We start from the raw sequence: 22,197 nt of genomic DNA on the forward strand, positions 1-22,197 counted from the left end.
CATGGGGGCGGCGCGGCGGTTCTGCGTCCGATCGGTCCCCGCGCGACCGGTGGCATGCCGGTGATCGCGCCCATGCCCGCCGTGCCCCCCACCCGTATTCCGTCGCAGCGCGAGGGCTCTGACGACGCGATGACCGCGGGCACCACAGTCGACCACCTCACCGAGACCTACCGCGCCCACTACCGGTCGCTGCTCGGTCTCGCGGCCCTCCTCCTCGACGACACGGCCTCCTGCGAGGACGTCGTCCAGGAGGCGTTCATCCGCGTGCACTCCGCGCGCAAGAGGGTCCGCGAGCCCGAGAAGACCCTCGCGTATCTGCGGCAGACCGTCGTCAACTTGTCCCGCTCCGCGCTGCGCCGCCGCATCCTCGGACTGAAGCTGCTCTCCAAGCCGATGCCCGACATGGCGAGCGCCGAGGAGGGGGCGTACGAACAGCTGGAGCGCGACGAATTGATCAAGGCGATGCGCGGTCTGCAGCGCAGGCAGCGCGAGGTCCTCGTGCTGCGCTACTTCGCCGACATGACCGAGGCGCAGGTCGCCGAGACGCTCGGCATATCGCTCGGCTCGGTCAAGGCGTACGGTTCGCGGGGGATCGCGGCGCTTCGGGTCGCCATGGAGGCCCCGGCATGAGCAAGAAGCACAACGGACCTGACGGCCCTGAGGGGCTGGACGGTCTGCTGCACGAACTGCGGGAGCTGAACGACCTGCGGGAACTGGGCGACCTGCAAGGTCAGTCCGGTCCGGCCGGTGAGTCAGGTCGTCAGTCCGGCTCGTCTGGTTCGGGTGGCTCGTCTGGTTCCGACGAACGGCCGGACGAGGACCTGTACTTGAACGGACCGGACGACGGATCGCGGGTGGACGAGGACGCGCTGCGGCGGCTGCTGCACACCGCCGTCGACGAACTCGAGCCCTCGCCCGCCGCCCTCGACCACCTGCGGCGCGCCATCCCGGCCCGGCGCGCCCGCAAACGGCAGGCGCTGGTCGGCGCTGCGGCCGCCGTGCTGCTCGTCGGCACGGCCGTGCCCGCGCTGGTCCATGTCGCGCAGACCGGCGGCGTCACCGAGGACCGCCCCGCCAACGCCGGGCACGGCGAGCGGGCCCACGGAGGTGTCGCGGGTGGTGCCATGACCGACGAGGAGGACGGCCCGAAGGACCGGGAGCCGTCCGGGAAGGCCACCAAGGGTGGCGAGAAGGGCGGCAAGAGCGGCAAAGGGGACGGCACGTCCAAGCAGCCGGGCCGCAGCACGGCCGGGAGCGGGGCCGACCCGTCCGAGACCATGGCCGCCACCTCGCCCGTCTGCGCCCGCAGCCAGCTGTCCAGCGGCGTCGTCTCACCCGGCACGATGGACGGCGCGAGCACGTTCTACGGCTCGTTCCGCGTCTCCAACACCTCGGGCACGACGTGCGCGGTCGATGGCGGCGGGCACGTCCTCGCGGCGGCGCAGGGGAGTGCCGATGGCAGCCGGATCAGCGTGGTCGACCACACGGCGGGAGACGCGGCCACCGGACTGCCCGACCCGGCCACCGCGCCGGAGCAGGTGATCCTGCAGCCGGGAGTGGCCTACGAGATCAAGTTCGCCTGGATACCGGCTGAGGAGGGCTCGGGCGGCTGCCCGAACCCTGGGGCTTCGCCTGACCCGGGCAGTTCGGGCAGCGCGGGCGATTCGGGTGCGGAGCCCGCGGCGGAGACGGCCGACGACGACCCGGGCACCCAGCCATCGGGCAGCGTCGAGCTCAGCCACACACCGCAGGCGGGCGACCCGGCTGCCGCGAGCGCCACGATCAACAACGCCTGTGCCGGCACGATCTACCGCACGGGAGCCCTGGAGGCGTCCTGAGCGGGGTGTGCCGAGCAGGGTTTCCTGAGCGCGGTTTCCTGAGCGCGGTTTCCTGAGCGGGTTTCCTGAGCGGGGTGTGCCGAGCGGCGGTCCTGAGCGCGGTACGGCGCCCCGTGCGGCGGACCGACTCCGTGAGACCTCGGGAGGGGAGGAGCGCGGGGTGGGTCGGCCATCAAGGCCCGCCCCGCAGGCCGGGACTCCCCTCCACCATCCGTCCACCATCCGTGGCGGCGCGCCGTGTGCGCCCGCGGTACGCGGCGTGTCCCGGCCGCCCATGCGCCCACCCCCGGCGGGGGCCGCCCGGCCGGGGGCCCGTACCGTGGTGGTGTGTACCGGTTCCTGCTGACGCCCCGCTGGTGGGGGATCAATCTCTTCGTCGTGCTGGGCGTGCCCTTCTGCCTGTTCATGGGCAGCTGGCAGCTCGGGCGCTTCGAGGCGCGGGTGGACTCGCACCAGGAACAGCAGCGGGACGAGAGCGCCCACGCCACGGCGGCCGCCGAGCCGCTGGACGGCCTTCTGCCGGTCACCAAGGAGACATCGGGTCGGCTCGCCACCGCGACCGGTCGCTACGACGACGAGCAACTTCTCGTCCCGGACCGCGAGTTGGACGACACGCGCGGCTTCTACGTCCTCACTCTGCTCCACACGGAGGGCGGCAAGGCGCTGCCCGTCGTACGCGGCTGGCTGCCCGGGGACGCCGATGTCGCGGCGGACCGCGCCCGCGTGCCCGCTCCGCCTCGCGGCGAGGTCACCGTGACCGGTGCCCTCCAGGCATCGGAGAACCAGGGCACCGATGGGGCCCACGCGGGTGGCGGCCTCCCCCAGGGCCAGGTCGGTCTGATCAGCGCCGCCTCCCTCGTCAACCTCGTGCCGTACCCCGTGCACGACGCCTGGGTCACCCTCCCCGAAGGCGAGACACCGGGTGCGCTGCGCGCGGTGCCCCCGGTCGCCGCCCAGGGCAGCGGCCTTGACCTCAAGGCCTTCCAGAACCTCGGCTACACCGGCGAGTGGTTCGTCTTCGCGGGCTTCGTCGTCTTCATGTGGTTCCGCCTCGTCCGCCGCGAGGCGGAGGCCCAGCGCGATATCGCCCTCGGCCTGCCGGCCGATGGCGAGGCCACGCCCCCGGACGATCCGGCGTCGACCCACTCCCCGGCGAAGCGCCCATCGGAGAGCAACCAACTCGCCTGAAGACAGGCGCTGCCCGCAAACGCCCCAGGCCCGCAGGGCCACACAGCGACCCGGCGGCAGGCCGCCCCGCGGCGGCAGACCTGGGCCGGTTCACGACGCAGGCCCGAAGCACACACGACGCGGGCCCGGCGGTTCACGACGCCTGCGTTGTTCACGTCGGCCCGGCCGGTTCGGGCGCAGGCATGGGCCGGTTCGCGATGCAGGTCGGGGGTGGCTCACGACGCGGGCCCGGCGGCTCACGACGCCTGGGCCGGTTCGCGACGCGGGCCCGGGCCGGTTCGCGTCCTGGGCCAGGCCGGTTCGCGACGCAGCCCGGGCGGTTCACGTCGCAAGCCCGAGCCGGGTTCGCGGTGCAGGCCGATGGCTCACGACGCCCCGGCGGTTCACGTTGCGTGCCGGGGCCGCTCACGTCGCAGGCACGTGGCGGTTCGCGACGCGGGCCCCGAGCGGCGCGCGACGCGGGCGCGGCCGCCGCGCGGGGACGCGGCATCGGCCGCGCCCGGCGCGGGGCCGACGCCGCTTCCCCTACCGCGCCGGAGGCGAGAGGTGGCGCTCGGCGAAGTCGATCTCCAGTCGCAGCTGCTTGATGCGCTCCTCCACCACCAGCGACCCGTGCCCCGCGTCGTACCGGTACACCTCGTGCGGCACTCCCCTCTCCTCCAGCCTCCGGACGTAGTTCTCCACCTGGCGTATCGGGCAGCGCGGGTCGTTCACGCCCGCGGATATGTAGACCGGGGCCCGCACCTTGTCCACGTACGTCAGCGGCGACGACGCTTCGAACCGCTCCGGCACCTCCTCCGGCGTGCCGCCCAGAAGCGTGCGGTCCATCGCCTTCAGCGCTTCCATCTCGTCCTGGTACGCGGTGACGTAGTCCGCGACCGGTACGGCTGCCAGGCCCAGCGCCCAGGCGTCCGGCTGCATGCCGAGCCCGAGCAGCGTCAGATAACCGCCCCACGAACCGCCCGCCAGCACCAGCCGCGCCGGGTCCGCGAGCCCCGACCCGACCGCCCACGCGCGCACCGCCGCGATGTCCTCGAGCTCGATGAGCCCGACCCGGTGCTTCAGCGCGTCCGTCCACTCCCGGCCGTACCCGGTCGAGCCGCGGTAGTTGACCCGTATGACCGCGAAGCCGTGGTCCACCCAGGCCGCGGGACCGGCGGCGAAGGCGTCGCTGTCGTGCCAGGTCGGTCCGCCGTGGATGTCGAACACCGTGGGGAAGGGCCCCTCGCCCTCCGGCTTCTGCACGAGCGCGTGCACCCGGCCGCCCGGTCCCTCCACCCACGCGTCCGTGACCGGCACGGACCCAGGGGCCTTCAAGCCGGGAGGGTCCAGGACCGTCCGGCCCGTCGTCGACCGGACGGCCGGAGGAAGTGCCGCCGAGGACCACAGGTACTCCACCGACCCGTCGGGGCGCGCCGCGGCGCCAGACACCGTCCCCGCCGGGGTCTCCAGCCGTATTAGCTCGGCGGTGGCGAGCTGATACCGCCACAGCTCGCTGCGCGCCTGGTGGCTGTGCTCGATCAGCAGCGCCGAGCCGTCCGGGTACCAGTTCGCGCCGACATCGCCCGGCAGGTCGATGGCCAGGGCGGTCTCCTCGCCCGTCACCGGGTCCCAGAGCATCGGCTCCCAGCGGCCGCCGCGCTGGTGCCCGACCAGCATCCGCGAGTCCCCGTCGACGGGCGCGAAGCCGAGGCAGGACAGCCCCAGCTCCTCGATGCCGCCCTTGGTGTCGTCCAGCTCGGCGACCGCCGTTCCGTCGAGCCGGACGACCCGCAGGGCCGAGTGCATGGCGTCGCCGTGCTCGGTGTGCTCGATCGCGATCAGCGCGGAGTCGTACGAGAGATCGCCCACCCCGGCCGACTGCCGGTGCCGGTAGATCTCCACCGGCCCGCCGCCACCTGGCCGTATGACGTGGATCGTCGAACCTTCCTCGTCCGTGGACCTGCCGACGACCGCCGTGCCGTCCCGGCCGAGCGCAAGACCCGCCGGGTACGAGGGCTCGAGCCCGGGAGTGGCGGGCTCGTCCTTCCCGCCCTCGAAGGGCTGCCTCAGCCACACCCCGAACTCGTCACCGTCCGTGTCGCTGAACCACCAGATCCACGCGCCGTCCGGAGACAGCACGCCGTCAGTCGTGCCGTTCGGCCGGTCCGTCGCCTGTCGCTGCGCGCCCGTGGCGCGGTTCCACGCGTACAGCTCGTAGGTCCCCGTCGCATTCGACACGAACAGCGACCGGTCGGGTGCGTCCTCCGCCCAGTCCGGCAGCCCCACCCGCGGTGCCCTGAAGCGCTTCTCCCAGTCCGGCATGGATCGCGTGGATCCCGTGGACCCCGCGGGCCCCGTGGTCTCGTCAGTCATGGATCCATTCTGCGGGGCCCGGCCGACAACGCGGTGGCGAGGCCCCCAGCCTGTGGATAACCTCCCGTCCCATGCACAGACCCGACGGCCCCGGCGCCGCCGACCACCCGAACACCCCAGACGGCCTCGACGCCTCCGACGCCTCCGACGCCTCCGACACCCCCGGTGCCCCTGGCACCCCCGGCAGCCCCGTCACCCTCGACGACTGGCGCGATGCGAACCGCGCGATGTGGGACGAGCGGGTTCCCATACACGCGGCGAGCGACTTCTCCGACCTGGACGGCTTCCGCAAGGGCAGGGACACCATCCGCGACTTCGAGGCGGCCGAGGTCGGTGACGTCACCGGCAAGTCCCTCCTCCACCTCCAGTGCCACATCGGCCTGGACACCCTCTCCTGGGCGCGCCGGGGCGCCGGCCCGGTCGTCGGCCTCGACTTCTCCGAGCCGGCCGTCGACACCGCCCGCGAGCTCGCCGCCGACCTCGGCCTGTCACCGGACCGCGCCGCCTTCGTCGCCGCCGACGTCTACGACGCGGCCGAGGCCGCCCCCGACCCCTCGTACGACATCGTCTACACGGGCGTGGGAGCGCTGTGCCGGCTGCCCGACATCCCCCGCTGGGCCGAGGTCGCCGCCTCCCTCGTCGCCCCCGGCGGCTTCGTCTACCTCGCCGAGTTCCATCCGCTCACGGACGCCCTCGACGACGAGACCGGCTCGCGCATCGCCTACGACTACTTCAGCCGTGACCCGTGGGTCGACGAGACCCCCGGCACGTACACCGACTTCGGCGCGCCGACCGTGAACAACCGCAGCGTCGAGTGGCAGCACCCGGTCGGCGAGGTCGTCTCGGCTCTCGCCGCGGCCGGGCTGCGCATCGAGTTCCTGCACGAGCACGACGTGACGCTGTTCCAGCGCTTTCCCGCCTTGCGGCGCGGCGAGGACGGCCTCTTCCGTCTCCCGCAGGACCGCCCGCGCATCCCCCTGATGTACTCCCTGCGCGCGACCCGCGCCTGAGGGGCCTGCGGCCCGCCCTGCCAGGCGCTGTGCGGCAGCGGCTTGACTCCATACGGTCACCTTCGCACGCGCCGAGGACCTCTCCAGGTGAGAACCTGAAACCAGGGGACTCGTCCGCCGGGGAGTGAGCCCGATGGGAACCAGCATGCACGTGGTCTGGAGCAAGAAGGAGCCCGGACAGGTCGTCTACGAGACGTACAAGATCGTGGCGACGGAGAAGGAGGACGGCCCTGAGCCAACGGTCAGGAGCCGCAGACACGAGGTGCCCGTGCGCAGCCGGGCGCACGCGGCCGAGATCGCTGCGGAGAAGGGCTACGAGCTGTTCGGAGAGGGTGAGGCATGGGAGAGCCTGCCCGAGAAATAGCCCTCACAGCTCCCTGACAGCCCCTTCCCAGTCACCCGATGGGCGACGCACAAACTCCTGGCAACGCCTTGACAGAGCCTGCACGGTTCCCGCACAGGGTGCTTGGCCGAAAACGGGCACACAAAAGACACACGAGGTACGGCTGGCTGACGCTTTTCGGCACCTAGGGTGGCGGCCGTTTACGCCCGAAGCCCCGCCCCGCCACCCGAGGACAGCACCTATGACGGCAACCCTCGCCAGTGCAGAGCAACAGCGCCCCCGCCAGTTCAACGACGTCAAGGGGTGGTTCCCCAGCCTCGACCAAGTGCTCTTCGCCTCGCTCCTTTCGCGCCAGGAGCGCAGGGGCGAGCGCGGCGACCTCCTGGAGATGGGCGTCTATCTGGGCAAGAGCGCCATCTTCACCGGGAGCTTCGTACGCGAGGGCGAGCGCTTCACGGTCTGTGACCTCTTCGACGGCCCCGCGCCGGACGAGAACAACGCGGCCGAGTCCAGGAAGTCGTACTCCACCCTCACGCGCGTGGCCTTCGAGCAGAACTACCTGGCCTTCCACGACGAGCTGCCCGAGGTCATCCAGGGCCCCACCTCCGTGCTGACCGAGCGGATCGACGAGGACAGCTGCCGCTTCGTGCACATCGACGCCTCGCACCTGTATGAGCACGTGGCCGGGGACGTCGCCGTGGCCCGGCAGGCGCTCGTGCCGGGGGGCCTGGTCGTGATGGACGACTTCCGCTCCGAGCACACCCCGGGCGTGGCCGCCGCCACCTGGGAGGCCGTCTTCAACCGCGGACTGCGGCCCATCTGCCTCAGCACGCAGAAGCTGTACGGCACGTGGGACGACCCGGAGCCGGTGCAGGACGAGCTGCTCGCGGAGGCGCGCAGGCGCGGCGACATCAGCATCAGCATCCAGGAGATCGCCGGGCAGCGGATCCTGCGCTTCTCGGGCCGCCCCAAGGCTCCGGCCGTCCCGCGGTCCCGGTTCGCCGACGATCCCGCGCCCGCGTCCACGCGCGCGTCCAACGGCGCCCCCGCGCCGACGGGCACCGCATCCGCTCCTGCGGCGGCCTCCTCGGGAACGCCGGCGCGCCGCCGCTCCCTCGCCCGCCGCGTGGCCGCCGACGTTCTGCCTCCGGTCGTCACGCGCGCCATACGGCGTAGCCGAAGGGGCTGAGGAGCCGGGGTCCTGCCCTGGGAGTCCGTTCCGTCGAAACCCCTGTCAGCCCCCGTCAGAGCTCCCCGGCAGGGGCGGGCGTGAGTGCGAGCTCGAGCAGGGCGCGGTCGCTGCCGCGCCCTGCTACCGCACACAGGCCCACGGGCAGCCCGTCGACCCACATCAGGGGCAGGGCAATGGACGGCAGACCCGCGAGGGAGGCCAGGGAGGTCAGCCGTACGGTCGCCGCGCGGGTGGCTGCCTTCCGCGCGCTGTCGGCCTCGGGCAGTGGGGCGGGCCCACTCGCGGCGGGCAGGAGCAGCGCGGTGCCGGGCGGTACGGCGTCGCGCAGGACGCGGGCGGCGTCGCGCAGGACTTCCTCGGCTGCGGCCCGGGCCTGCGGGGTGATCCCGGCGGCCCGCTCGAAACGCTGCGCCACCCCGGGGCCGAGCGCGCCCGGGTGGCTGCTGACCCAGGCCCCGTCGCACTCCCACGCCTGCGCGCCCTGAACCGTGGTGAACGCCGCGGCCCAGTCCCGCCGCTCGCCGGCCGGCGGGCCACCCACCGAGTCGTTCAGCGAGGGCGTCTCCTCGAGCCGCAGCCCCGCGCGGTCGGCGAGCGCTGCGACCGCCGGGCGGAAGGCGTCGCGTACGGCCTCGTCGGCGGGTCCGACCAGGTCCGTCGCCACGCGCGCGTGGCGGAGCGGGCGAAGGTCCGGCGGAGCGGGCGGCAGGAGCACGTCGCCGAGCCGGGCAAGCGTCACGGCGTCCCGCGCCAGCCAGCCGACGGTGTCGAAGCGCGGGGCCAGCGGCAGCATGCCGGTGACGGGCACCGCGCCGTGGGTCGGCCGCATCCCGTACAGGCCGCAGTAGGAGGCGGGCACGCGGATGGATCCGGCGGTGTCGCTGCCGAGACCGGCGTCCGCCTGCCCGAGCGCGACCGCGCTCGCGGGGCCGCTGGAGGAGCCGCCGGGCACCCGGCCCGGGGCCGCGGGGTTGGGAGGCGTGCCGTAGTGCGCGTTCGTGCCGCCGAGGCTGTACGCGAACTCGTCGGTCTGCGCGATACCGGCGATGTCGGCGCCCGCCTCGAGCAGGGTCCGTACGGCCCAGGCGTGCTCGGTCGCCGGGGACGCCTCGGCCAGCCACGCGGGATTTCCCGCGCCCACCCGGTGACCGGCCACGGCGTACAAATCCTTGACCGCCACGCGTACGCCACGCAGCGGCCCGCCCGGTGCCCCGCCCACGAGGGGCCGGCCCCGCACTCGCCAGACCGCGTCCTGATCACCGGGATTCATGGGCTCACCCACCATGGCTCGCTCCCTCCGCCCGAGCGCCTGCTCATCACAGCATTCTGGCCAGGGCCGAGGCGGGCCCCGGCCGCTGTGAGGATCTCGCCGAAATGGGGCTGGGCAGGCATTGACTCTCGGCAAATCGGGAGGAAAATGGCAATACACCAGAAAACCGGAGCGAGCCGCACCGTCGGCGGAGACGTCCGTTGGCGCGCGAGTGACCCACTTCTCGGCTCTGGCTAGGCCCCCGGCAGATCCACTCGATCTCATAGCCCTCAGCGACGGCTGGGACCCATGAAATCGGGAAGGACTACCGGGGACTGCATGTCTGCACGCAGACGAGATGCAGGACGAGATCCGGAAGCCCGACGGCAGCACGGCGCCGTCGGGCTCTTGCATGTCCGCCCGGGCATGGCGCCCGTGATCGCCTACCACGCGAACGAGGCCCGTGGTGCCCGGCTGCGTCCGTCGTCCCGGGGGTCACAACCGCCCGCCTCCGCGTGCACCCGTACGCCCTCCGAACGGACGACGGCGCGAGCGCCCCTGAGCAGTCAGGCAGGGAAACACTCATATGAACCCAGGAGTGCACCATGGACATGCTCAAAGGGAGTTCACCATGGACATGCTCGAGGGCAAGATCGCCGTCATCACCGGAGGTGCCTCCGGCATCGGGGCGGCAACCGCTCGGCGCGTGGCCGCCGAGGGAGCACAGACCGTGGTAGCCGACCTCAACCTCCGAGGCGCTGAGGACGTCGCCCGGTTCATCAGGGAAGCAGGAGGGGACGCGACGGCGCTCTATGCCGACTTAGGCGACATCGCTTCCGTACGCGCGATGGTGCAGACGACCGTTGACAGCTACGGAGGTCTGGACATCCTGCACAACAACGCCGCGGCCACCCGCCTCGCGGCCCGCAGTGACCTGCCCATCCTCAACGCCGATCCCCACGTGTGGGACCAGACCATGCGGATCAACCTCCGCGGAACCATGGTCGCCACTCAGGCCGCCATCCCGCACATGATCGCGCGCGGGGGCGGCTCCATCATCAACACCTCATCCGTCTCCGGCCTGGCCGGCGACCTGGGCAACCCCGCCTACGGCGCCTCCAAAGCCGCCGTCATCAGCCTGACCCAGTCGACCGCGACCCAGTACGGCAAGCAGGGCGTACGCTGCAACGCCATCACGCCCGGCTATGTCTCAACCCCCGCCGTCGACACGGCGGTTCGGGGCGCCGTACGGGAGGTCATGCTCCGCCACAGCCTCACCCCCCGGCTCGGAACCCCGGAGGACATCGCGGCCGCCGTGGTCTTCCTCGCCTCCGACGAGGCGGCCAACATCACCGGCCAAGTCCTCGGCATAGACGGTGGCCTGCTGGCTCATCAGCCCTACGTCGCCGACCTGCGCACCTGACCCGAACCACCACGCCGTCACACGGCGGCCACGTCGGCACACCACCGCGGCGACGCTCCGCGCCGCCGCGGTGGTGTCTCGCGCTACTGGGGGCACACAGCCGAACCGGGGCCCGAGTGCTCCGGTGGTGAAATGAACGGCCCTCGATGCCGGAACCTGTCAGGATCCCCGCATGGAGATCCGTCGCATCTCTCACGTCGAGGCCGTCAAAGCCGCCGGGCACCTGTTTGACACCAGCCCCCGGCAGGAGGCGACCGAACGGTTCCTGGCGGACGAGCGCCACCACCTCCTGATCGGCTACGTGGACGATGTCCCGGCGGGGATGGTCACCGGTGTCGAGATGACGCATCCGGACAAGGGGACCGAGATGTTCCTTTATGAGCTGGGCGTAGACGAGTCGTTCCGCGGCCGCGGTGTCGGCCGGGCCTTGGTGTCGGCGCTTGCGGACCTGGCGCGCGAACGCGGCTGCTACGGCGTGTGGACGATCACGGGCGAGGACAATGCGGCGGCATTGGCGACCTACCGCCGCGCCGGGGGCGTACCGGAAGAGGAGCAAGTTGTGCTCGTCTGGACCTTCGATCAGCCGTAGATCGACGCGAACCCGTCAGGCAGGGGCCCGGATGGCGGGCGTCCTGCGTTCGCGGCTATGGGCGTTCCTCCAAGCCCGAGGGAGCGGCCGCATACCGGATGCTCGACCTGGTCGAGGACACCGTCGCCGTAGTGCATGCGCTCGGTGAGGAGACAGCGCCACGGCGCGATCATCGCCCAGCCGTCCCTGTTCCTCGGCGGTGCCCTGGACGCCTCAACTACCTGGCTGGCCGAGGCGATCCAGGCGTACCCCACCACCCTGCCCGGTCTGGTCTCCTCGCACATCCTCGACGGTTGCGGCCACTGGATTCAGCAGGAGCGCTCGCGGTGGCTGGGCGGTAGAGGGCGGGTAGAGGGCTGCAGCGATGTCGACCAGCGAGCGGATCAAGGGGCTGTGGTCGGTGGTGTTCCGAGCGATGACGAGGTGGCTGGGTGGCATGTCGGCCAGCGGGACGGTAACGAGGCCTTCGGGTAGGGCGTAGCCCAGAGGTGCCATGCCGACGGTGCCGTTCCACAGGACTGATTGCAGGCATTCGTGGACGGTACGCACGATCGGGCCGTCGCGGTGCGGGCCGCCGGTTGTGGTGCCGTTCCAGTAGGCACGCCAGAGGGGATCGGTGCCGTCCGGCAGCCGGAACCATGCGCGGCCGGCGAGATCATCCAGGCGCAGGATGTCGCGGTGGGCGAGTGGGTCGTCGGCGCGCAGGACGGCACCGACCGGGTCCGAGCGCAGGATGCGGGTCTGGATGCCGGTGGTGTCAAAAGGTGCCCGGGTGAGGGCCACGTCTGCCAGGCCGGCACGTAGCCCGGCGGTCGGGTCGGCGAGATCGGCCTCGCGGATGCGGATGCGGATGCCGGGGTGGTGTTCGCGGTAGGCGGCGGCGAGCCGGGTACCGGCTTGTTCGGCGCTGTCGGCGAGTGTGCCGATGGTGAGGGTGGCGGTCCCGGCTGCGGCGGTGACCCGATCGCGTACCTGGTCGGCCTGCGCGAGCAAGGTACGTGCCTCGTCATACAGGGCTGCCCCGGCGGCGGTGAGCGTCACGCCGATGGGTGAGCGGTGCAACAGCACGGCTGCGAGGTCGGTTTCCAGCTGTTTGATGGCTCTGCTCAGCGGCGGCTGGGTCATGTGCAGCCGTGCGGCGGCCCGGCCGAAATGCAGTTCCTCGGCGACCGCCACAAAGTATTGGAGCCTGCGCAGGTCCATCAGCGGCAACGATACCGGCTGGATATCGGAGCGACCGCATCGGTGTTGGACGGCCAGGTGCAGGCGCGATGAGGTGGGCAAGAGGACCTTTCCCCGACAGCCTGCCGAGCAGGAATGCCGCCGGACAGCCACTCGCCCATCTTGAGCCTTTAAGGAGTCCGCATGGCTGGGTACACGATGCCCGAGCCCGTGGTGCAAGCCACCGGGATACAGGAACTCGCCCGCGATCTGGTGGTCATTCCGGACCGGCGGGTGCAGCTCGTGCCGAACGTCGGCATCATCGGCGGTCAGCATTCCGTCCTGGTCGTCGAGACCGGTATGGGCCCGCGTAACGCCGAAACCGTGCTCAAATTCGCATCCGACTATGCCCAAGGGCGCAAGCTGTACCTGACCACGACCCATTTCCATCCCGAGCACGCCTTCGGTGCCCAAGTATTCGCCGGTGAGGCGACCTTCCTGATCAACCGGGACCAGGCAGAGGAGCTGAAGGTGAAGGGCCCGGGCTATATCGAGATGTTCAGAGGGCTCGGCGAACCGGTCGCACGTCAGCTTGCCGGTGTTGAGCTCGCGGCGCCGGATGTCGTCTACGACCAGGCGTACGAACTCGATCTGGGCGGCCGGGTGGTGGAGTTGCGGGCCACCGGCCGGGCACACAGCAAGGGCGATCAGATCGTCACGGTGCCTGACGCGGGGGTCATGTTCACCGGGGACCTGGTAGAGGCTGGGCAGTTCGCCATCTTCCCGTGGTTCCCCCCGCATGACACCGACGTGTCGGGTACGCGCTGGCTTGCCGTGATGCAGCGGCTGGTCGCCGAGAGCCCGCGGGTCGTGGTGCCCGGCCACGGTGACGTCGGCGGCCCGCAACTGCTGGCCGACGTCCGCGACTACCTTCAGCTGCTGCGCGACGAGACCTGGGTACGCCGGGACTCGGCGATGAGTGAGGAGACGATCGCCGCAGAGGTGTCGGCACTGATGATCGAACGGCACCCGGAATGGGCCGGGCAGGACTGGATCGAAAAAGGCGTCGGCTGTCTGTGTGCCGAACACGCCGACTGAACAGGCCCATTACTCGATGCCATTCGCCCTGCCCGGGCAGGCCCGTGATCCTGGGCCTGCCCGGACAGGGTGCAGGCCCCGCAGCGCGGCTTGCCGGGCTCACCCGGTCCGCGCTCGTCAACGGAGCACCGGAGCGGTCGCGATGGCTCGGATTGCGGCCAGGACTTCGCGGGCGGCCCGCTCGCCGGAGCGTACCGCCCCCTCGGTTGGCGCAACGGCCCGAACTCACGCCGTGGCGAACCGCGTCAGCACCGCCTCCGGGCGTACGTCCGGCAGCGCTCGCCGGAACGCCCGGTAGTAGGCCAGCTCCTCGGCCGTCCGCAGTTCCACCTCCGGTGCCTCCGCGCGGAGTTCGGCCTCGCTCACCGGCTCGTCCAGCCGCGGGGTCAGCACATCCTGCGCGCCGCTGCCCGTGCCGAACTGCTCCTTGCGGCGCCACAGCAGATGCTCCGGGAGCCAGCCGGCGAACGCCCGGCGCAGGTGGCCCTTCTCCATGCCGTCGGGCTCAAGTCCCTTCAGGTCGGGCGGCAGCGACATGGCGTGCGCGATGACCTGCGCGTCCAGGAACGGCACTCGCGCCTCGAGGCCGTGCGCCATCGTGACGCGGTCGCAGCGCTGGAGGTTCAGGCCGTGGAGGTCGCCGATGGTGCGCGCCAGCTCGGCGTCCAGTTCGGCGGGGTCGGCGTGCGCGCTGTGGTAGTAGTCGTACCCGGCGAACAGCTCGTCCGCGCCCTCACCGGTCAGGACGGCCTTGACGTGCCGGGAGGCCAGCTCCGAGAGGAACCAGTTGGGCACCGCGCTGCGGATGAGGCTGGCGTCGAAGGACTCGACGGACGCGACCACCTTGTCCAGTACGGCCGTTGCCTGTTCCGCATCGAAGACGGCCTCGTGGTGCTCGGTCCCGAGGAACGCCGCCGCCTCGCGGGCCGCGAGCAGATCGGGCGAGTCCTCGGTGCCCACGGCGAACGTCTTGAGCCGCTTGCCGGCCTTGGCGTACTCGCGGGCGGCGATGGCGGCCACGAGGCTGGAGTCCAGCCCGCCGGAGAGGAAGACGCCGACCTCGACGTCCGCCATGAGATGCCGGCGCACGGAGTCCACGAGAACCTCGTGGGTGGCCTTCTCGGCGATCTCGGGGACCAGGTCCTGCCAGCTCTCGACGGATTCGGCAGGACGCGTGACCGGCTCGGCGAACCGGACGACGCCGGTCTCCGGCGTCCAGTAGCAGCCGGGCGGGAACGCCTCGATCGCGGGCTGGACCTCACGCGGGAAGGCGCGCAGCTCGGACGCGAACCAGACGGTGCCGTCCTGGCGCGCCCAGTACAGGGGCTTGATGCCGATCCGGTCGCGGGCGGCGACGAAGCGGCCGTCGGGGGTCGCGGCGCACAGCGCCCACATGCCGTGGATGCGGTCCAGAGCGGACGGGCCGTGCAGCTTCAGCAGGCCCAGGGCCGACTCGCTGTCGGACGAGGTGGTGAAGAACGCCTCTCCGAGTTCGGCGCGGATGTCCGCGTGGTTGTAGATCTCGCCGTTGCAGACGAGCGCCCAGTCGCCGGGGGTGTCGGGGGTGCCGAGGGGCTGGCGTCCGCCGTCGAGGTCGACGATCGACAGACGCGTATGGCCGAGCCAGGCGGAACGCCCGATGGACCAGTGGTCACTGTCGTCAGGGCCGCGGTGCCTGATGCCGTCCAGCATCAATCGGCCCGCGGCGCTTGTATGGAGGGGATCGGAGTCCTTGGGGGACTGGTGATAAATCGCAGCGATGCCACACATGGGCATCGACCTTAAGCGGTGCAGGGCGCATACGACAACTCTTGTTGCGCTATACGCACGGCTGCGAGAAGGTGAGCCCATGAGCAACGACGGCCTCAGCAGCGTCCAGCGCGCCCTGGACGTCCTGCGCGCTCTCGGCCAGGGGCCGCTGCGCGTCCAGGAGGTGGCGAACGCGATCGGCAGGGAGAAGACGCAGGTCTCGCGCACCCTGAAGGTGCTGGCCGAGGAGGGCTTCGCCGTGCGCGACCCGCAGACGCTGGAGTATCGGCTGGGCTGGCAGTTCTTCGCCCTCGCTGCGGCGGCCGAGGACAACCCGCTGCGGCATGAGGCGCCCGGCGTGCTGCGCGCCCTCGTCCGTCAGCTCGGCGAGGCGGCGCACCTCACATCGCTGGCCGGGAACGCCGTGGTAACCGTGCTGTCGGAGCGCCCCGCCCGCACCCTCCAGGTCCACGAGCGCGTCGGCCAGACATCCCCGCTCAACTGCACCTCCTCCGGGCGCGCCCTGCTGATGGGCCTCTCGGACGACGAGGTGGCCGCCCTGCTCGGGACCGCGGGAGAAACCCTGCCCGGCAGTGAGCGCGCGCCCCGGACCGTCCCCGCCCTGCTGGAGCGTCTTCACGAGGAGCGTCGGGCCGGTTACGTGGTGTGCGCCGAGGAGCACGAGCCCGGCCTGACCGCGGTGGCGGCGCCGGTGCTGGACTTCCGCGGGACGCCCGTGGCCGCCGTCAACATCTCGGCGCCCACCGTCCGGCTGCCGCCCGAGGCGCTGCCGCCCGTGATCGACGCGGTGGTGGCGGCGGGCAAGCGGCTGTCGGGGACGCTGGGGTACGCGAATTCCTAGCTGAGGCCGATGTCCGGGCAGGCCGCGACCAGGGGGAAGGGTGCCGGGGCCGCTCCGCCGGACTTAGGGTTTTCGTGTGAAGGCCTTCGCACGGGAGGACCGGCGGCACGATCTGGCGGGTGTCGTGTACGTGCCGACGCCGCAGGACCCCGACCGGCTGGGAGCTGCGCTCCGCGCCGAGGAAGCGCTCGTCGCGCTGAAGGTGCGGTACGGCGGGTCCGATCCGGAGCGGGTGCCCTGGCTCGTTGCCGCGCGCCCTTTCCCGCTCGGCCCTGGTCTGACGCAGCGACTCGAACGGCTCGGTGCCGCCGTGTGCGCGCTCTGCGACACGGCGCGGGACTTGTACGCGGAGGGGGAGCCGCATGCCCGGGCCGTCCTGGACATCGGGGTCCCCGAGGATCTGCGCGGGCGCGACCTGGGCCGTCGCATCGAGCTGTTCCGGCTCGATGTCGTCCTGAGCCAGGGCAGCCCCCGGGTGACCGAGATCGAGGAGGCGTTCGGCAACGTCGGCAAGATGCACGCCTTCGAGCGGGCGTACGGCGTGGGTGCGAGCGACCTGTTCCGGGCCTTCCACCAGCGCGGTATCGAGCGGATCTGGATGGACGACCAGTACCCCATGTACCGGCCCGAGAACGAGCTCGCCGCCAGCCGCATGCGGGAGCAGTTCGGCCGCCCGATGGAGGTGGAGTTCTTCTCCTCGTTCCGTGACGACGGGCGCAGGGGCTGGCGGTTCTGCTACGTCAAGGAGCTGCGGCAGTACGAGACGCGGCTCCGTCGGCAGATCCTCGCGGCGGCCGAGCGCCTGATCAACCCGCTCTTCCACGGCTACGGCACCAAAGCACTGCTCTCGCTCCTCTGGGACGAGGCCCTGGAGTGCCGGATCGTCCAGCGGCTTGGTGCGCAGACCTTGGTCGTGCTCCGCACGAGCGTGCCGCATTCGCAGGTGCTGCCGGCCCGGCCCGACCCGGCATGGGTGGAGCAACTCAAGGCGTGCGGCCGCCAGAAGGTGCTGAAAGTGATCGACTCCGACGCCCCGGAGTTCACCTGGGGAAGCAGGGGAGTCTTCTTCGGCGATCACTCGGCGAGTCGCTGGCGCCGCGCCCTGGACGCGGCCGCGGCCGGCCGCGTCCCGGGGTGCCCCGAGGCGACGTCCGCTCGCTTCGTGATCAGCGACCTGGTGGAAAGCGATCGCTTCGACGTCGAGTTTCTCCACCCGGAGAGCAGGCAGCTGTGCCTGATGCCGAGGGCGCGGATCCGCCTGACCCCGATCTATGCCCGCGACGAGCACGGCAGCGAACTCCTCGGCGGTCACGCCACGTTCGTCAACACCAGCCGCAAGGTCCACCTGGGCCATCACGCCATCTGCACGCCCTTCGTCCCGTCCTTAGCCCGGGCCTGACTACTCCGTGCCAGAAGGCGGACGGCCTCGGCTCATGAGTGCGCGGGGCCCCGGAGTCCACCCCTGCCGCAGCGCCTCCCCGGCGCGGGGGTCTTTCGGCGGTACGGCGGAATGTCGTCTTCGAAAGGCCCGCACGTTGAGGCTTCAGGTGGCGGCGCTGTCACCTTCACGGCGGGACGGGGGGAGCAGCAGATCTCGCTCGGGGTGCTGTTCACCGGTGACGTTGCCCTGAACGCCGAGGTCCTCCCGAGCAGCTTCATGGAAGTCGTTGATCGCCCGGAACACCGCTCGGTTCCGCACGCGCCACTCTTCCAAGGTGCCTGCCAGCTTGCCCACTGCCTGCCAATCCACGTGGAGAGCAGCTGCGTTCAGCTCGTGTGCCGCCTCAACGACGTGGTCACCGGCCAGCAGCATGATCCGCTCGAACGCCCGCCCCCGCAGACGAGCAGCCTCCGCCATCTCCGCGAGCATCTCTGTCTCGGCCATCTCGCTCTCGCGGAGCCCCTCCCTGTGCTCGTAGAGCTGGACGGCCAGGAAGATGCCCGCTCTCACCTTGTCGACGTAGCCCTCGTAGGCATCGAGCTTCCGGTCATCCCACCGCGTCAGCAGCTCGTATCGCTTGCGATTCCTCTCCATCAAGTAGTTGGTCAGATGCGAGGTTAACGAACCCAGCAGTACAGCAGCGATCGTCAGGAGCTGCTCGGTGGCCCCCAAGTCACCCCCCAGGCAAGGAACTCACACAGATATCCAGAGGATCCTAGGAGCAACCGGCCGCCTACCTCGTCCAGGGGGTGCCCCCCTTGGCTCATATGCGGCTGTCCCGCTGCTCGCCGAGGGCGCACGGGAGCGCTGAAACGGGGGTTACGTAGGGCGGGCGAAGGGCCTTCGTTCAGGGCAGTGCTGCCGCACGCCGCCGACTGCGGGTCAGTGGCGAGGCGTGAGGAACCCGTCGACCACGCGGCGGACCTTGTTCACGGCGTCAGTGTCGCCGAGGCGCACCGCGGTGTTCGCGGCGGTGAGCACGGCGTCGATCTGGAAGGCCGTGAGGTCGATGTCCAGGTCGGCGATCTCCCCGTTGTCGACGGCGTGTCGCAGCTCGCCGGCGATGAGGGCGAGCCAGTCCTGATGGTGACGGAACAGCGCGTTACGGACCTTCCCGGGTCGGCTGTCGAAGTCGGGGAGGTTCGCCCCCCAGAAGCAGCCACCGGCGAACACCGGTGTCTCGACATAGGAGATCCAGCGTTCTATCAGCGCGCGCAGTCGGGCAGCGCCATGAGGCACGGCCCGTACGGGGTGGACGACCGCTTCGGTGAACTGCTCACCCGCCGACTCCACGGCGGCGAGCTGCAAGTTCTCCTTCGTTCCGAAGAGAGTCTGGATGCCGCTTTTGCTCAGCCCGAGGTCCGTGGCCAGCCGGCCGATGCTGAGCCCGTTGAGCCCCTCCAGCGACGCGACGTCGACGGCATGGCGGGCGATGGTCCGCCTGGCCCGCGCACCACGCAAGAGGCGCTGGTCGGATACCGCCGTATCCGTGCGCTCGGGCGATCGGATGCCCGCATCCGAACCCGCTTGCTGCACTTGCTCGTTCATTGACTCCATCCTGCCACACCCTTGCCTAAACATACGATCGGTCGTACGTTTAGTTCTCACCGGATCGCTCGCGTGCTCCCCGGGAGGCTCGGGCCTCCACGGTTCGGTGGAGTGCCCGGCTGGAGGAGGCGCGCATGAACGGCCATCGAATGTTCGAGCTGGCGCAAGCGCTGGCTGTTGCCAAGAGCCGGCAGGACGTGCCTGCGGCCATGAAGCTTTTCCACCAGGACATGTTGCTCGTGACCCCAGCCTTCGGGACGACGGCTCGAGGCCTGGCTCAGAACGAGAAGGCACTGACGCAGTTCTTCATTTCGTTTCCGGACTACAACGTCGTCCTGCAAGGTCACGCCGGCAACGGCGCCACCTTGATCTGCTGGGGGACGGTGCAGATGACCATGACGGGCGATCGGTTCGGCGTGGTCCCGAACGGCAGGCGCGCCGAGCTGCCGGTGTTCATTCAGTTTGCTTTCAAGGACGACCTGATTGCCGGCGAGCGGTTCTTCTTCGACCTGTCGGCGCTCTGCGCTCAATCGGGCGTCTCGACGGACGCGGTTCGGCGAAAATTGTTCGGAGACGCCGCGGGTCTGCGCAACCGATAGGCAGGCGTTCATGAAACGCGGCGCTTTCCTGTGCCCCCTCTCCTATCAACCGAAGGCGATGACACATGGCGTCAGACTCACGGGTGAAGGCCGTCGGCGAGATCAGGACGGCGCATCTCTTCGACATGATCGTCGATTTGAATCCGCGGTTGAGCATGGGCAGTGGCCCGTTCGGTCAGCGGATTCTTTTCGGGGCTGCCGGAGGGTCGTTCGAAGGCCCGAGGCTACGCGGCGAAGTGCTACCGGGCGGTGGCGACTGGGCGCTGTTTCGTCCCGACGGAGCGATGGCGCTGGATGTCCGACTGACACTGCGCACGCACGACGCCGCCCTGGTACATATGACCTATGGCGGTCGCTGGATTACCCCACCCGACTTGCGATCCGACATGGCCGATCCCGTCAAGAGATATCAGATCGACCCTGCCCGCTACTACTTCCGGACGACCCCGCTCTTCGAAACAGGGGCGGAGCAATACGCATGGCTGAACGACATTGTCTGCGTAGGGTCCGGGTACCTGGTCGAAGGCGGGATTGCCTACAAAGTCTCTCGGGTTGTCTGAACCGGCTCACATTCGCTCTGGGCTCTACTGGCTCGTGGCAGTCCACGCCGTCGTCCCGAGCTCGCCCCTCGTCTTCGGACACTGGACCAGACAGAACGCTACCCAGCCATGAAGAGGCCCAAGGCGTTGTCCAGGGACCATGTCTGCCAGCTCATTCCGAAGAACCCAACCAGTGAGATCAGCGCCATCATCGAGTTCTGACCCTGCTCCGCCACGTCGTGGATCATCAGGATGACGTAGAGAAGGTTCAGCAGAAGCCCGCCGATGAGGGCGACCGGAGTGAGGAACCCGAAGATCAGGCCGAGGCCGAGGGCCAGCTCGGCGTACGCGACCACGTAGGCCATGACCTTCGGACGCGGCTCAACGAAGCCCTTGAAGCCGCTGCGTACGAAGCTCCACCGGTGCTTGCGCGCGATGTCCGCCGCCCAGGTGATGCCGGAGCCTGTGAACCAGGTCTTCTTGTCCTTGTGCCGCCAGCTCTCCAGCCACCACAGCCCGAGGCCGATGCGCAACACCGCAAGCCACTCGGCTCCATCGAGCCAGATCGATTGCATCTCGTGCACCCTTCGGAAGGTGAACTGACGGTACGTCAGTTCAGCCCACGTTGAGAGCTACGCGCAAGAGGTGCGCACCCCCTTCGCCATCAGGCAACCCCTTCAGTGCGCTTGTCGCCGGGCATCGCTCGCCATAGCATCGAGCTGACGGTTCGTCAGATAGCTCAGGCCGCGGGATCGGCAGGCACCAGGGAGGGCCGCATGGCTGGCACGAGGAACGGCACCGATCTGCCCCGGGTCATCAGCGTGGATGACCACGTGATCGAGCCTGCGCACCTCTTCAAGACATGGCTGCCAGGCAAGTACCAGAACAGGGGGCCGAAGCCGTTCACGGCCGGCATCGGCGAGTTGGAGTACATCGCCGGGAAGTACCGGTTCACGACCGATCCGGAGGGTCAGATCACCGACTGGTGGGAGTACGAGGGGGAGATCTTCCCGTACAAGCGGATCATTGCCGCCGTCGGATTCTCGCGGGACGAGATGACGCTTGACGGCATCACGCGAGAGCAGATGCGGCGGGGCTGCTGGGATCCGAAATCCCGGCTCGAGGACATGGACCTGAACCATGTGGAGGCCTCGCTCTGCTTCCCGACCTTCCCGCGCTTCTGCGGGCAGACGTTCGCGGAGGCCAAGGACAAGGAGGTCGGGCTCGCGTGTGTCCGCGCGTACAACGACTGGATGGTGGAGGAGTGGTGCGGCGACAGCGGCGGCCGGCTGATCCCGCTGTGCCTGATCCCGCTGTGGGACGTCGAACTCGCGGTGGCTGAGATCAAGCGAAACGCCGCTCGTGGCGTGCGGGCGGTGACCTTCAGCGAGATCCCCACCTATCTGGGGCTGCCGTCGATCCACTCCGGCTACTGGGACCCCTTCTTCGCGGCGTGCGAGGAGACGGGGACCGTGGTGAACATGCACATCGGGTCGTCGTCGCAGATGCCCGCGGCCTCACCGGACGCGCCGCCGGCTGTGCAGGCGTCGTTGAGCTTCAACAACGCGATGGCATCGATGATGGACTTCCTCTTCAGCGGAGTGCTGGTGAAGTTCCCGCGGCTGAAGCTGGCGTACAGCGAAGGGCAGATGGGCTGGATCCCGTACGCCCTGGAGCGCGCGGACGACGTGTGGGAGGAGCACCGGGCCTGGGGCGGGGTGCGCGATCTGATCCCCGAGCCCCCGTCCACGTACTACTACCGGCAGATCTTCTGCTGCTTCTTCCGCGACAAACACGGCATCGACTCGATCGAGACCGTGGGCGTGAACAACGCGACCTTCGAGACCGACTACCCGCACGTCGACTCGACATGGCCGCACACGAAGCAGGTAGCGGCCGATCATGTGGCCGGCCTCCCCGAGGATGTCGCGTACAAGCTGCTGCGCGGGAACGCCATCCGTATGCTCGGCCTGCCGCTTGACCAGGATCTGACCGATTCGCCCATTGTCTGAG

The 22,197-nt window shown here is 70.2% G+C and carries 21 protein-coding genes; 14 read left to right on the plus strand and 7 right to left on the minus strand.

Annotation, left to right across the window (positions count from 1 at the left end):
• The first annotated feature begins 54 nt into the window (after positions 1–54).
• The 3 genes from ACTWP8_RS22590 (at position 55) to ACTWP8_RS22600 (ending at position 3,026) form a co-directional block, all read left to right on the plus strand.
• Positions 55–630 (plus strand): SigE family RNA polymerase sigma factor, encoded by a 576-nt coding sequence (locus ACTWP8_RS22590; RefSeq protein WP_443316349.1) that lies wholly within the window; start codon positions 55–57, stop codon positions 628–630.
• Complete coding sequence (locus ACTWP8_RS22595; RefSeq protein ID WP_443323967.1) at positions 627–1,838, plus strand: hypothetical protein; 1,212 nt, start codon at positions 627–629, stop codon at positions 1,836–1,838. Before ACTWP8_RS22590 ends, ACTWP8_RS22595 begins: the two co-directional genes overlap by 4 nt.
• A gap of 327 nt (positions 1,839–2,165) precedes the next feature.
• A complete protein-coding gene (locus ACTWP8_RS22600) occupies positions 2,166–3,026 on the plus strand; it encodes an SURF1 family protein (protein WP_443323968.1) in 861 nt (286 codons plus the stop codon).
• A gap of 525 nt (positions 3,027–3,551) precedes the next feature.
• Here ACTWP8_RS22600 and ACTWP8_RS22605 read toward each other — a convergent pair.
• Positions 3,552–5,381: a prolyl oligopeptidase family serine peptidase gene (locus ACTWP8_RS22605; protein WP_443323969.1), complete on the minus strand. Its 1,830-nt coding sequence runs from the start codon at positions 5,379–5,381 to the stop codon at positions 3,552–3,554.
• Positions 5,382–5,608: 227 nt separating this feature from the next.
• Between ACTWP8_RS22605 and ACTWP8_RS22610 the strand changes: the two genes are divergently transcribed.
• The 3 genes from ACTWP8_RS22610 (at position 5,609) to ACTWP8_RS22620 (ending at position 7,923) form a co-directional block, all read left to right on the plus strand.
• Complete coding sequence (locus ACTWP8_RS22610) at positions 5,609–6,391, plus strand: class I SAM-dependent methyltransferase (RefSeq protein ID WP_443324022.1); 783 nt, start codon at positions 5,609–5,611, stop codon at positions 6,389–6,391.
• A gap of 133 nt (positions 6,392–6,524) precedes the next feature.
• Entirely contained in the window at positions 6,525–6,755 is a 231-nt protein-coding gene (locus ACTWP8_RS22615) for a hypothetical protein (RefSeq protein ID WP_443316353.1), read from the plus strand.
• A gap of 220 nt (positions 6,756–6,975) precedes the next feature.
• Positions 6,976–7,923: a class I SAM-dependent methyltransferase gene (locus tag ACTWP8_RS22620; RefSeq protein ID WP_443323970.1), complete on the plus strand. Its 948-nt coding sequence runs from the start codon at positions 6,976–6,978 to the stop codon at positions 7,921–7,923.
• A gap of 55 nt (positions 7,924–7,978) precedes the next feature.
• Here ACTWP8_RS22620 and ACTWP8_RS22625 read toward each other — a convergent pair whose 3' ends face one another.
• Complete coding sequence (locus ACTWP8_RS22625; RefSeq protein WP_443323971.1) at positions 7,979–9,211, minus strand: amidase; 1,233 nt, start codon at positions 9,209–9,211, stop codon at positions 7,979–7,981.
• A 595-nt stretch (positions 9,212–9,806) separates the two neighbouring features.
• Between ACTWP8_RS22625 and ACTWP8_RS22630 the strand changes: the two genes are divergently transcribed.
• The gene (locus tag ACTWP8_RS22630) at positions 9,807–10,598 is read left to right on the plus strand and encodes an SDR family NAD(P)-dependent oxidoreductase (RefSeq protein ID WP_443323972.1); all 792 of its coding nucleotides are present in this window, start codon (positions 9,807–9,809) and stop codon (positions 10,596–10,598) included.
• Between the two features lie 172 nt (positions 10,599–10,770).
• Positions 10,771–11,187, plus strand: a complete 417-nt coding sequence (locus ACTWP8_RS22635; RefSeq protein ID WP_443323973.1) for a GNAT family N-acetyltransferase — start codon at positions 10,771–10,773, stop codon at positions 11,185–11,187.
• A gap of 213 nt (positions 11,188–11,400) precedes the next feature.
• Here the strand turns inward: ACTWP8_RS22635 and ACTWP8_RS22640 are convergent, their stop codons facing one another.
• The gene (locus tag ACTWP8_RS22640; RefSeq protein ID WP_443323974.1) at positions 11,401–12,390 is read right to left on the minus strand and encodes a LysR family transcriptional regulator; all 990 of its coding nucleotides are present in this window, start codon (positions 12,388–12,390) and stop codon (positions 11,401–11,403) included.
• Positions 12,391–12,552: 162 nt separating this feature from the next.
• On the opposite strand from ACTWP8_RS22640, the gene ACTWP8_RS22645 reads away from it, so the two are divergent.
• Positions 12,553–13,446 (plus strand): MBL fold metallo-hydrolase, encoded by an 894-nt coding sequence (locus ACTWP8_RS22645; protein WP_443323975.1) that lies wholly within the window; start codon positions 12,553–12,555, stop codon positions 13,444–13,446.
• Between the two features lie 225 nt (positions 13,447–13,671).
• Here ACTWP8_RS22645 and asnB read toward each other — a convergent pair whose 3' ends face one another.
• Positions 13,672–15,216, minus strand: coding sequence for an asparagine synthase (glutamine-hydrolyzing) (asnB, locus tag ACTWP8_RS22650; protein WP_443323976.1), 1,545 nt, complete (start codon positions 15,214–15,216; stop codon positions 13,672–13,674).
• 79 nt (positions 15,217–15,295) lie between these two features.
• Here asnB and ACTWP8_RS22655 point away from each other — a divergent pair, with 79 nt between their 5' ends.
• Complete coding sequence (locus ACTWP8_RS22655) at positions 15,296–16,057, plus strand: IclR family transcriptional regulator (protein WP_443323977.1); 762 nt, start codon at positions 15,296–15,298, stop codon at positions 16,055–16,057.
• Positions 16,058–16,133: 76 nt separating this feature from the next.
• Complete coding sequence (locus tag ACTWP8_RS22660; protein WP_443323978.1) at positions 16,134–17,456, plus strand: hypothetical protein; 1,323 nt, start codon at positions 16,134–16,136, stop codon at positions 17,454–17,456.
• Between the two features lie 144 nt (positions 17,457–17,600).
• Here ACTWP8_RS22660 and ACTWP8_RS22665 read toward each other — a convergent pair whose 3' ends face one another.
• Positions 17,601–18,170 (minus strand): hypothetical protein, encoded by a 570-nt coding sequence (locus ACTWP8_RS22665; RefSeq protein ID WP_443323979.1) that lies wholly within the window; start codon positions 18,168–18,170, stop codon positions 17,601–17,603.
• Positions 18,171–18,380: 210 nt separating this feature from the next.
• Entirely contained in the window at positions 18,381–19,046 is a 666-nt protein-coding gene (locus tag ACTWP8_RS22670; RefSeq protein ID WP_443323980.1) for a TetR/AcrR family transcriptional regulator, read from the minus strand.
• Between the two features lie 134 nt (positions 19,047–19,180).
• On the opposite strand from ACTWP8_RS22670, the gene ACTWP8_RS22675 reads away from it, so the two are divergent.
• Positions 19,181–19,645 (plus strand): ester cyclase, encoded by a 465-nt coding sequence (locus ACTWP8_RS22675; RefSeq protein WP_443323981.1) that lies wholly within the window; start codon positions 19,181–19,183, stop codon positions 19,643–19,645.
• Between the two features lie 65 nt (positions 19,646–19,710).
• Positions 19,711–20,205 (plus strand): DUF3237 domain-containing protein, encoded by a 495-nt coding sequence (locus tag ACTWP8_RS22680; RefSeq protein ID WP_443323982.1) that lies wholly within the window; start codon positions 19,711–19,713, stop codon positions 20,203–20,205.
• Positions 20,206–20,303: 98 nt separating this feature from the next.
• Here ACTWP8_RS22680 and ACTWP8_RS22685 read toward each other — a convergent pair whose 3' ends face one another.
• Positions 20,304–20,759, minus strand: a complete 456-nt coding sequence (locus tag ACTWP8_RS22685; RefSeq protein WP_443324023.1) for a DoxX family membrane protein — start codon at positions 20,757–20,759, stop codon at positions 20,304–20,306.
• A 201-nt stretch (positions 20,760–20,960) separates the two neighbouring features.
• On the opposite strand from ACTWP8_RS22685, the gene ACTWP8_RS22690 reads away from it, so the two are divergent.
• Entirely contained in the window at positions 20,961–22,196 is a 1,236-nt protein-coding gene (locus tag ACTWP8_RS22690) for an amidohydrolase family protein (RefSeq protein WP_443323983.1), read from the plus strand.
• The last annotated feature ends 1 nt before the right edge of the window (position 22,197 follow it).

This window comes from Streptomyces sp. 7N604 (genome assembly GCF_052245475.1).
In the GTDB taxonomy this organism is placed as follows: Bacteria; Actinomycetota; Actinomycetes; order Streptomycetales; family Streptomycetaceae; genus Streptomyces.